6 protein-coding genes are annotated in these 11,700 nt (G+C 66.8%); 2 read left to right on the top strand and 4 right to left on the bottom strand.

Annotation, left to right across the window (positions count from 1 at the left end):
* Window positions 1–45 precede the first annotated feature (45 nt).
* Together IF19_RS0113605 and IF19_RS0113600 are read left to right on the top strand one after the other, a co-directional pair.
* Window positions 46–1,359, top strand: a complete 1,314-nt coding sequence (locus IF19_RS0113605; protein WP_030113333.1) for a sensor histidine kinase — start codon at window positions 46–48, stop codon at window positions 1,357–1,359.
* A gap of 74 nt (window positions 1,360–1,433) precedes the next feature.
* Entirely contained in the window at window positions 1,434–2,078 is a 645-nt protein-coding gene (locus IF19_RS0113600) for a response regulator transcription factor (RefSeq protein WP_030113334.1), read from the top strand.
* 317 nt (window positions 2,079–2,395) lie between these two features.
* Here the strand turns inward: IF19_RS0113600 and IF19_RS0113595 are convergent, their stop codons facing one another.
* The 4 genes from IF19_RS0113595 to IF19_RS0113580 are packed head-to-tail and all read right to left on the bottom strand — an operon-like array spanning window position 2,396 to window position 11,679.
* Window positions 2,396–4,537: a hypothetical protein gene (locus IF19_RS0113595; RefSeq protein ID WP_136975135.1), complete on the bottom strand. Its 2,142-nt coding sequence runs from the start codon at window positions 4,535–4,537 to the stop codon at window positions 2,396–2,398.
* Complete coding sequence (locus IF19_RS0113590) at window positions 4,534–6,870, bottom strand: AAA family ATPase (protein ID WP_078580543.1); 2,337 nt, start codon at window positions 6,868–6,870, stop codon at window positions 4,534–4,536. Before IF19_RS0113590 ends, IF19_RS0113595 begins: the two co-directional genes overlap by 4 nt.
* Window positions 6,870–8,447: a hypothetical protein gene (locus tag IF19_RS0113585; protein WP_030113337.1), complete on the bottom strand. Its 1,578-nt coding sequence runs from the start codon at window positions 8,445–8,447 to the stop codon at window positions 6,870–6,872. Before IF19_RS0113585 ends, IF19_RS0113590 begins: the two co-directional genes overlap by 1 nt.
* Window positions 8,428–11,679: a DEAD/DEAH box helicase gene (locus IF19_RS0113580; RefSeq protein WP_030113338.1), complete on the bottom strand. Its 3,252-nt coding sequence runs from the start codon at window positions 11,677–11,679 to the stop codon at window positions 8,428–8,430. The genes IF19_RS0113585 and IF19_RS0113580 overlap by 20 nt, the downstream gene beginning before the upstream one ends.
* Window positions 11,680–11,700: the final 21 nt, after the last annotated feature.

The following is an 11,700-nucleotide window of genomic DNA, read 5'->3' as shown; positions in this document are numbered from 1 at the left end:
CGGCTGGGTGGCTCCGCGCGAAACGGGCCTCATATCGTGCCCCTCATGCACACACCCGGCCTCTGGCAGGCCCTGCACGAGCGCCGGTACCTCCGGAGCGGCTGGCCGTGGCGCTGCGCCCTGTACTTCCTGACCAGCGCGCCGCTGGGCGCCGCCCTCCTGGTCTGCCTGCTCGTCCTCGCGCTGGCCGGCAGCCTGCTGACCGTGGTCCTCGTCGGGGTGCCTCTCCTGCTGATGCTGGTCCTGGCCGGGCTGCCGGTCGCGCGGCTGGAACGGCGTCGGCTGCGTCTGATCGACCCGGCCGTCCCGATGGCCGACGCCCACCGGGACCCGCCGCGCACCGGTCCGGCCGCCTGGCTGCGCACGCGTCTCCAGGAGCGTTCCACCTGGCGGGAGTTGGGGTACGCCCTGCTCTTCGCCTGCCTCCTGTGGCCTCTGGAGGCGGTGATCATCGGCACGGTCATCGGCGTGAGCGGGGGTCTGGTCTCCACCCCGCTGGTCATGGCCACGGCCGGCGGCGGCGAGGAGGTGCGCGTGATCAAGCTGTGGCTGGTGCACTCCTACCCGGCGGCGTTCGCCGTCGCCCTGGCCGGACTGCTCCTGCTCCCCCTGCTGGCCTACCCGCTCGGTCTGCTCGCCGCGGGACGCGCACGGCTCACCCGCCTCCTGCTGGACGCGCCGCCCGAGCAGGACGACGTACGCGTACGGGAGTTGAGCCGGTCGCGGATGCGCCTGGTGACCGCCTTCGAGGCCGAGCGCCGCCGTATCGAACGCGACCTGCACGACGGCGCCCAGCAGCGACTGGTCGCCCTGTCGATGCACCTGGGCCTGGCGCGCCTCGACGCCCGCGAGGAACCCCTCGCCGGGCTGCTGGCCCAGGCCCACGGGGAGGCCCAGGCCGCCCTGGTCGAACTGCGGGAACTGATCCGGGGCATCCACCCCCAGGTCCTCACCGACCGGGGCCTGGCCGCGGCCGTCGAGGACATCGCCGACCGCTCCCCCGTCCCCGTCGACCTCGATCTCGACCTGCCCCACCGCTTCCTCGAAGCGGTCGAGTCCGCCGTCTACTTCGCGGTGTGCGAGGCGCTGGCGAACGTCGCCAAGCACAGCCGGGCCACCCGGGCCGCCGTCGAGGCCCGCGTCGACGGGGGCCGACTCGACGTCCGCGTACGGGACAACGGCGTAGGCGGCGCGGACAAGGCGGAGGGCACCGGGCTGGAGGGAGTGGCGGATCGCCTCTCGGTCCTCGGCGGCCGTTTGCTGGTGTCCTCACCGTCCGGCGGGCCCACGGTCCTCCGCGTCCTCGTGCCCTGCCCCCCGGCTCCGGACCGCCGGCTCGACGCCCGACCGGTCCGCTAGGGTGTGCCCGGCGGATCAGGATCGCGGACCGGTCGAGATCCGCCGGACGCGCCCGAGCCCGACAGGGGAACCAGATGGTGCGCATCGTGTTGGCCGAGGACAGTGTGCTGTTGCGGGAGGGCCTGGTCGGCCTCGTGGAGCGCTTCGGCCACCAGGTCCTCGCCACTGTGGGCACGGCCGACGAACTCACGGCGGCCGTCGCCGAGCACGACCCGGACATCGTCGTCACCGATGTACGGATGCCTCCCGGCTTCTCCGACGAAGGTCTGCGGGCCGCCCTGCGACTGCGCGAGAAGAACCCCGGGCTGCCCGTCCTCGTCCTCAGCCAGTACGTCCAGCGCGCCTACGCCGAGGAGCTGCTCGACTCCTCCAACGGCACCCATGTCGGCTACCTCCTCAAGGAACGCGTGGGCCACGTCGAGGAGTTCGTCGACGCCCTCCAACGCGTGGCCGCCGGCGCGACCGTCGTCGACCCCGAGGTGGTCCGCCAGCTCCTGCGCCACCGCCGCGACCCCCTGGCCACCCTGAGCCCCCGCGAGCAGGAGGTCCTCGCCCTGATGGCCGAGGGCCGGTCCAACGCGTCGGTCGCAGCCGCCCTGCACATCAGCGAGGGCACCGTCAGCAAGCACTTCGGCTCCATCCTCACCAAACTGGACCTGACCCTGTCCGACGCCACCAACCGCCGCGTCCTGGCCGTCCTGACCTACCTCCGCGCCTGACCACCGCCACAGCGCCACCGGGCAGCATGAGACGAGGGCGTCCCGACGGACGCACCTATCACGGTGGGCGACGACGACGGAGCGCCGAACTGAACACCCCCGACCCACAGCACCCGGCCTCGAACACCACAAAGGCCCAGGTCAGAGTCAATCTGTCCTGGGCCTTCACTGAGCCGCCTTCGGGATTCGAACCCGAGACCTACGCATTACACGGGGGCCAGCAAAGAACCCTGTACGTCAGGTCTTCGTCGCGTCTGGGCTGCGCATGCCCGCCCTGGCCTCGGGCCCCGAAGACCCCCTCATGTCAGTGTTGGAACTCAGTCGGAGGCCCTGGACCGGCGTCCGCCCAGTCCTTGCCCAGCCGTGGCACTGCCATCACTACAGCGCGCACACTGACTCTCGCCTTCGGCGTTCCCACAGACAGTGCACTGTGGGCATATGAAGACCCGGGCTCGTACCCAGCACGGTGCCGCCAGAAGGTCTGTCGCAAAGTGTCGATCGAGGTAGTCGCCATCTGCGTTCCCGGCATCAACCAAAGCCGAGGATTCAAGGATGGGGTATAGCTGGCGGCACGTCCGACACCGCCGCCCCTCCCAGATTCCGCCACACTGACCGCACGAGCATCGAAAGTGCCCATCGCCCCGAATCTGCAGAGTTCGATCCGGGGTGGCGGACTCGGCGCCGCATCGAGGACATCGCGTGAGCGCGACCGTCTGCTTGACAGCGCGTCCAACCTCCTCCCACAGCTCTTCCACCGCCGTGGCATTCGTGCCTCGTTGCTGAAAGCGAGAGGTGTCCCGGCGCTGCGCCAGGACCATTGCTCGTGCGGCGGCCAACTCATGATCGGCCGGTACGCGTGTGACGATGAGCCCGTTCGTCCCCATCGACAGCCAAGGGATCCTGGACACGAATTCGGTGTCCACTCCGGCGCCGACCGACACGTGGTACGGATAACCGGACAGGCGGGGCTGTTCAAGAACGAAGCGCAGCCCTCGGCCCAGCCTAGTCACGCTGTCGATCTCCAGAGGTGATACGGGGATCTTCCACAGCGGAGTGCCGTCCTTGCCGGGCGCCGGTGCGCCGGGCGCTTCGAATGATTGCAGCCGCACGGACTGCGGCAACTCTTGCCGTTCCTCTCTGCCTCCCGGGTAGAGCACGAGCGTGGGCTCGGTCGGCGGCTGAACGGTGAGCATGGCAAGCTCGTCCAATACGGGCACCCTCAGCCGAGACTCCGTCAAGGGGTGTGGGAGCGGCACCACTCGCAGCACGACAGTCTCGTCGCGCTCAATGACCAGCACGCCGTCCTCACCCCAGCGTAGCGTCACGTCAGATCCTCTGTACCGGTAATGCACCGGCACCGCGCCCCGGGCGAGTACTGACTGGTCCGCTGGCTCTCCGCCGACCTCATCGAATGCTCGGAGGAGCAGAACGACGACGTAGCATTCGTACCCTCGGCACCATTCCTGACCACGACTGAATTCGTCATCGACTGAAATGAAACGCGTTCGGGTAGCCATCCACTGCCGCCAGAGGTCGGCGACGTGGCGGAAGCGGTCTTCGCCGATGAACAGGTTTGTGGCGCGCAGCGAAGTACCCAGCGCCGCGCGCCGGTTCACGCTGTTCCACAACGGTGATCTGCGAAGTGCGGACACCGCACTTCGCAGTTTCTCCAGTTCTTGCAAACGTAGACTGGCCCGAGCGTCCCATTCCTCCTGCTTGACAAAATGAGCAAGCAGATGCCAAAGCCTCAAGCTGCTCTGCTGCCACGGTCGGCTGCTCACATCGTCGATGTACCGCTCTACATCACTGAACATGCCCTTGATATCCCGAATCTGGGCTATGCGCACGGTGAGATAGCGCCAGAGCTGGTCCACGAGGTGAACGGCGACCCGGTTCTCGTACAGGTCCAGATTCACTTCGCGCTCAGGGCTGAGCACCCGATCCGGACGCACCCCGTCCGGGCGCAACGAGGCCCAGTCCTCACTGTGCGCGGCCAAGCGCATCACAGTATTCGGTGTGATACGCCGCGCCCTGGGTACCGGTACCAGATGATTGATGGGAAGCAGCCGGCTCACAGGACGGAAACACACCGAGCGTAGAAAGGGAAGATGCTCCTCGATCGCCTCTTCCAGAGGCTGGCGGCTAAGGGCCTTCATCGCGGCCGCACCATCCACCAGCGGGTGGATGTCTGCCAGTTCGGTAAGAGAGGCCTTCCGTGCGGTCAGCGTTGCGACGATCCGTCCAATTGCCAGAACGGCTTCCACCGTCGCCTGATCGGATTCCGCCCTGTCCGGCGACCTCTGCTCGACGTAATACTCGCCGGTCCCCAACGGTCGGAGTCCGGCTTCCCCAGAACCGCGCTCCGGCAAGAAAATGTACTGACCCGTCAGCGCGCGCCCGACGGTCCCCGATACCGGTCGGCCTGAGACTCGGTCCAGCAGGTCATCGCTGTCCATCATTCGTGGCCCAGCTTGCGGATGATGCTGTCGAGTGCGGCTACCGATCGATCAGGGGTTCCCTCGGCCGACAACTTCGGCCAGTTGACGGTTAGATCCTCTCGCAGCTGCTTCAGGTGGTCCACCCGGACTTCGTAGCGCCCCTGCAGCTTGCGCAGAATCTTTCGCGCGACCAGTTCGTCGGTGGCTTCGCTCAGAGATCCTCCAGAAGCCATGACCACGGGCACATATCGGGAGAGCTGCGCGGAGAGGCGACTGCCCCAAGAGATCTGGAAGTCGGTGGCCATCCGGTCAGCCAGTGTGCTGGCAAGAAATTCTTCAGCCTTGTGGGCATCGCGCTGGTGCGCCACCTCGGCGGCGTCGAAGGCAGTTTCGAGGGCTTTCCAGCTCAGCGGCTCGATGGAGTCCTGTGGCGGGACAGTGAATCGCTCGTACGTGGCGGGGAGTTCGATCACGTTCGCCCTGTCGTACGTCTTGTCCGCGAACGCCAGTGTCGTCTCGTCCTGGTTGGCGGTGCCCACGAAGAAGACCGTCTTCGGTACGGGCAACAGCCGCCCTTCACGCAACAGCCGGGGAGACGGCTCCACAGCGGAACTCATCAGGACGAGATCGGGCCTGCTCTCACGGGAAACTTCGCGTGAGAGCGCGGACAGCACGTCGTTGAAGTACTGCTCCGGATGGGAAAGGTTCATCTCGTCCAGGACGATGAAGAACGGCTGCGCGGAGAACCTCGGGCACTGCGACTGGTAGAGGGCCTTGGTGAACTCTGACTCGTAGAAGCGGCGCTCGAAGGCGTTGTAGTAACCCATGAGATCCTGCGGTGTGCGCCAGTCTGCGCCGACGGACACGATCTTCGTGGTCGCGCCGATCGCTTCGGCAAACCGCTGCGGCAACTGTGTCTTGCCGATGCCGCTGATGCCCTCGAGCAAGTGCAGTTGCGTCGCGGCGAGACCGCCGAGGAATGAACGCAGATCGGCCATCTCGTAGAACAGCCCGTGCTGCTGCCTGATGAACGCCCTTACGTGCGCGACCAGTTCATTCAGTGGAGGGGCCATTTCGGCGAGGTCACCCGGGGCGGTGTCGTAGTTCTCGTCCATCATGCTACAAGCGGCGAAGGCAGTTTCGCCCTCTCTCCGTTCGACCAAACCCTGCCAGTCGCGCTTCTGCTCCTCGACCTGCTCCCGATAGGCTCGTACCTCCGCCTCAAGCGCCTCCTTGCTCACCGACAGGCGTTCAACCTCCACGGCCGTGATCTCGTGCGCCGAAAGCTGGCGCTGCAACCGTTCATTGTGGGCGGCATAGGTGATGCACCGGTCGCGAAGCTGGCGGGTCTCTTCCTCCAGAGCGGCGAGCCGCAGGGTCTGCTCACCGGGCGCCGAAAGCCGGAGCCGTCGCAGCTCCGCGCTCTCGTCGCGTAGCCGTTCCAACTCGGCCAGAGCGTCAACCGGGCTCTGGCTTCCGAACGCCCGATCGAGCTGCTCGTACTCGGCAATCCGCTTACTGTGCATGTCGGCATCGTCCCGTGCCGCCTCATAGAGCCGTCGCCGGTGCTCGGCTTCGGCACGGATCTGCTCGGTGGCGGACGACACAGCGAGAGTGGTGCGCTCCGCGTACAGTTCCTTGGTGTCCTGGAAATCTTCCTCGCGAGCCTGCAACTCCACCTTCTGGTGACGCATTCGCCGCCACTCCTCGGCCAGCTCCGCACGCTCCGAGACCAGCCGTTCTCTCTCGGCTGAGAGTTCCTCGCGCAGACGGGACCGCTGGCGCTCGATCTCCTCGTCGAAATCGAGGCGGGCGGTGTCGAACCGCCTGCGGGCCGCGTCTAGTTCTGTGCGAGCCTCAGCGATGATCAGCTCCTTCTCCCGCTCTTCCCTTACGGCAAGCGCCGACTCGCGGTCCAGCAAAGCGCGGTCGCGGCCGTCCAGTGCGGCGGCGCGCTCCGACAGCACCTCTCGTTCCCGCTCCAGGGCCGACTCGGCTTCGGCCAGCTCACTACGCCGAGTGTCGAACATCTCTGCTTCCGAGTCGAGTTGCTCCCGACGTCGTACGATCTCCTCCTCCCTCGCGGTGGCAGCTCCCTCCCGCCGCTCCAGCCCCTTCACCGCGTCATGGTAGGCCCGCGTCACCTGAGTGGCCTGCTGCCACAGATCGGCCAAATCCTCCTCGCTGTGCGGGGGGCCGGCCGGCTGCGCCGAAGGAATGGCTTCACTGCCCAGCTCGACCGCGGCGGACGTCATGCCCTGCGAGACCATCTCAGCCAGGGAGGGTTTCTTGGTCGTCTTCGGCGAATCGGGACGCTTCGGCTGTGTCCGTCGGGCCCTGCGGTTCCTGGCCATCAGAGCGAAGTCCTCTCGGTTCGAGGGTGGGGCAGTCGCAGGAGAGCCCGCACGGCACAGGCCGCGGCGTCTCGGCACCACTGAGCATCATGCGGGTTGGTGGCATCACGTCCCGCGTGCGCACCCCGGTTGCGCAGCGGGTTGAGAACGGTGAGTGTGAGCGGAAGGTCGGGCTGCTCAACCGCCATGGGGCGCAGCGGATGGTCGGCATACTCCTTGGCCGCGAGCAGCGTCAACGGGAACATGGCTTTGAGGAAGCCCTCCTCCGGCTTGCGGTAGCTATCGTCCAGTTCTCTATCTCGGACTCCGGAGTAGAGCCGTGTGACCCCGTGGAACCCGACGCTCTGAGCCGCGTTTTCCAGCATCGCCCGGCGCAGCGTCGGTGAGTTCTTGAACGTGCGGAAGGTGCCGTCGTTCACCGGATACGCCACCATCATCCGGCGGAATAGCACCTCGTACAGACGCAGCGCCGTGTGCACGATCCGCTCCATCGATTCGTCCCGGTTCGTGGACTCGACAGCTACGTCGAGCTCCAACATGAGATCGAAGGCGTCACGGTCGCCGCGGATCTCGGGGCCGAAGTCATGTGCCAGGCGCTCTTCCAATAGATCGCGCAGGCCCTGATCCGCCTGGATGTACCGGGCGCTGGCCGCGGCCAGTTCCGCCGCTGCCCGGACCTGTATCTCCTCGTCGAGCGTGCCGTCGTCGCGGCCGAAGCGGTAGACCAATGACTGGAAGAAGTCGCTGGGACCCAGCCCGAACGGGTCGTACGCAGTCCATGCCTCGGCCGTCTCGGTGTCGGCGTCGCCAGACACCTCCAAGAACCCCACCAGGTACACCGGCTCAGGATCGTTGAGGAACGCGATCCGGTTAAGTTCCGGCAGGTTCTCGGGAATCCCCCCGGGCCCACGAGAGCCCACCAGGCCCTCGGGTGCGGCGACCGGGTCGAGTCCGGATCGGCGTTCGTACTGGCGCACCTTGAAGACGCGACGGGCGTCCCGATCCTCGCTCGCCGCGGCCACCACGCGCGCGGCGTTGGGGCGCTGCGGAGGCCGGTCCGGCGGCCGGACCCGTCGCGCCGACGCACGGTCCGACTTGCCAACTGTGCCCAGTTGCAGCTCCACGCCTTCACCGTGGTAGCGGAGCACATGCGCCTCGCGAAGTGAGTCGGTCGTCCGAGGCCACAGTTCTCCCGAGAACGGGTCCTCGAAGATGTGGCAAACCTGCCACTCCGGGGATTCGGCCGTCGAACCGGTGCGCAGTGCCTGGCGCCCTTGATCCGTGAGCTCGTGGCGCTCGTTTAGGTGTCCAGCGCCGACAGCCCTGTCAAGAATGTGCGCACACAGTCGGGCGTCGAGTTCGATCAGGGCCCCCATGCGGTCAGGCCGGCGCACACCCGCCTGACAGAGTCCGAGTACGACTCGTTCAAAGAGATCCAGACCACGGTGCTTGAGGACGGGCGCGGTGACGCGGTATGCCCAGGCAGGCCACAGCAGACAGAGCCGGCCGTCGCCGGGTTCCCGCCGGTCGTAGCTGAGCACCCTGGCCCGGGACCAGTCAGCGGCCGAGGTGGCCATAGGGCGCCCCCTTTCCGCACATGTCCAGAAAGTCGGTGAGCGGAGCCAGTGCTGGTGGAGCGAAACCGGCGTCGAACATCGACGCAGCACCTACGGATATGAGGAGCCGCTTCTGACGGCTCATCGCCACACAAAGCCGGTTCTGGAGTGTCAGATGTCCGTACCGCCTCGCGACCCATCTGGGGTACGTGCGGTCGGTGGCCGCGGGCGGTACTTCCTGCCGTGGAGCACAGCGGGTGGTCGATAGCAACACGATGTCAAACTCTTTGCCCTGGAAGGCGTCCACGGTACCGACCAGCAACCTGTCCATCCGGTGGCCGCCGCTGTCGTACCGCAGTCGCTCCGCTACCTCGTAGTCCCTGCCCACGCGGGCGAGCAGGCCCTTTTCCGCCAGCTTGCGACAGATCTCTTCGACTTGGGCGGAGTAGAACGCGATCACCCCGATGGTGAGGTCTGGTGTCTCGTCGACGAGACGGGCGACCTCCTCGGCGACGGCCACGGCCTCCGCCGGCCGGCACTTGCTGCGCTCACCGTATTCGGGACCGACGCTCGGCGGTACGTCCAGCCAGGCCGCGACCGCCGTGCCATAGCGGGACAGACCGTGCGCGAATTCGTCGTCGGGCCGAGGGGATTTGAGATCCCCGTAGAAGTTGCGGTTGACGAAATCGCCGAGCACCCTGTGCATGCGGAACTGGCTGTCGAGGGTCACCACACGCTGCACGGGGACACCAGGCTTCGCCAGGCCCTCAAACAGTCGCTGGAACAGACTTTCCGAGAGCAGTTCCCGAGTGACCGGCTCGAACTCGCGCTCCACGTCCGGCTCCAGCATCTGCGGTAGCTGATTGTGGTCACCGACCAGCACGATTCTCCGGCCCGCGTGAATGAGCGGGATCATCAGATCGAGCGGATTGGCTCGGGCCGCTTCGTCCACGATCACGGTGTCGAAGACAAGATCGTCGACATATGACTCACCTTTCGCCTCGGCCATCGCCGGCGACGAGACCTGCTGACACGTAGCGGCGTACGAGGCGGTGTACTCACGGAGCGTCCAGTGCACTGCGTCGGGGTCACCGTCGAGCGCCTCCCGGTAATCCAGCAGCGCCAGCGTGACACCGTCCGCCGCTGACTCGGCTGTTTGGTCCGCCAGAGCGTCCACAGTGTCCTCGATCAGGCGGCGCAGCTCCGGGTCGACCGCCGGGGCCGGTGCGGGACCGGCCGGCGTGGCCAGCAGCTCCAAGAGGGTGATCCGAAGAGCGGCCAACTCGGCCAGGAACACAGGCGGGCCTGGCTCATCCCAAGCAGCTGCCCTCTCCAGAAGTTCGAGCCCGTTGTCCGGGAGGTCTACGTCCGTGAGCGTACGCAGCCTCCTCAAGGCTTTCGCCGCCCCAGCCGGACCGTCGTCGCCGAACGACTCCGCTGACACCCGAATGCCCCGCACTGCCCGTACCGCCAACTCCTCCGCGTCCGATCCGATGAGGACTGGACGCGGCACTCTGAGTGCCGCCAGGCGGTTCCTGAGCCGATCGGTGATCCGCCCGGGCACCAGCCCATCAGTGAGGTCCATCAATTCACGGAACATCGCGGCGGTGCCCACGGCATCTGTCGGCGCAAGAAGGTACCCGGCGGCGAGTGCTGCCGCCCGGCGAAGCGCGACCATACCGGGACCCTGGTCGGTCTTGGCGATCCGCTCGGTCAGCCGGGTCGTCGTCTCCGTCTGCCAGCGGTCGATCTGCACCGTGGTCCCACGACCCGCCCGGTCGACTTTGTTGGCGGGCAGGCCGAAGACCACGGACCGTTCCACCAGCTCATCGACGGCGGCATGTTGATAGCTGGTCAGCAACATACTTCCGCGAAGCCGGGCATAGCCCCTTCCGGCCTCGGCGAGCCTGGTCTGCAAAGCAGCGATCACCTGGGTCTTGCCTGTACCCGGCGGACCCTGAATGATCGCGACGTCAGGAGTGTTGAGTGCGACGCGCAGTGCGCTCTCCTGGGCCTCCGTCGGCCGTCCCTTCTTGAAGCAGGCCCAGGTAGCCTCTGACTTCGGGTCGATCGGGCGCTCCAGCACCGGCGCCGGCGCCGGATCGCCTTCAAGCAGGGCGAGGAGATTGGGAATCGCGGTGCGGCCCTTTCGTACAAGGTCAAAGGCCTTCCGCCGCCGCATCAGTCGTCGGCGGTCGCCTCGGAAGGACCGGTAGAGGAAGCCCTGCGGAGCGGGGTCTCGCCGCTGGACGGGCATCCCGGCCCGCGCTTCGACGGGCCGCGGCCGGACGTCGACCGTGCCCGCGACGGGGTCGGCGCTGAGAACCTCACCGCTGACCGACTCCTGGGGAAGCTCGTCGTCGAGCAGGCCCCACTCTTCTCCGTCAGCGGCGGGCTCGCGCAGCAGGACGGACGGCAGGGTTATGGATGCCTCTAGTTCCAGAGCCTCGTCTTCGTTCCTGCGGTATGCCTGGTCCAACAGGGACAGCTTGCCCTCATCGGGCCCTGTCGGCACGGCTACGTGAAAGCGAAGGGTGCCGTCGTGCCGGCGCACCACCCGGTCGTACTTGAGGTACCTGTCATCGTGAATCCTTCGATGGATCCACCAGCTTTCCTTGCGGTTGTAGGTGTTCCACATAGCCAGGAAGCCTTCGCCCGAGGCGAGTTTGGCGAGCTGCCGCTTCATCTCGGCACGCAGACGCGTGGCTTGGGATTCGTCGGTAAAGGCGACTGAGCGGTTGATCAGCCTCAGTGGTCCCTGTTGTGCATCGTGGCCGCGCAGCACCACTCGGCTCAGCATCACCCGGTCGCCCACGGTCTTCACATCGACCGCCACACCTCGACCGTGGATACGGAAAGCGACCGGCTCCTCGGCGCTCTCCCTGGGACCGGCCGAGATCACCATACGACCTGGGGTGCTGGCCGCGGAGCCGGGAAGAGGAGGCAGAACGAGTCGCTCGTTCAGCCACCGCAGCGCCCACTCGGGCTTGTCGTATCGGGGCCTGCCAGCGGCTCGGAAGATGCTCTGAAACTCCTTGTCGGTCACTCCGATCGCCAGCGGCGTGCCAGTCGGCCCCTTGTCGTACGTGTACACATTGAGGTCCAGACGTGGCCATGCCCCCTGGTCCACGGCAGGAGAGAGGCACAGCGCGATGACCACCCTCGCCCGGCCTGACCCAAGGAGTCGTTGAAGCTTGCGGCTGTCCTCGTCCGTCAAGCCGACCGCAGGTGCTCGTACCCCGTCGATCTCCACGACGACTCCGCCAGCAGGGGT

The sequence above is a fragment of the Streptomyces californicus genome, from assembly GCF_000717645.1.
Taxonomy (GTDB): domain Bacteria; phylum Actinomycetota; class Actinomycetes; order Streptomycetales; family Streptomycetaceae; genus Streptomyces; species Streptomyces californicus.
The sequence above is the reverse complement of the archived record's forward strand: the minus strand, read 5'-3'. Positions and strand labels throughout refer to the sequence as shown.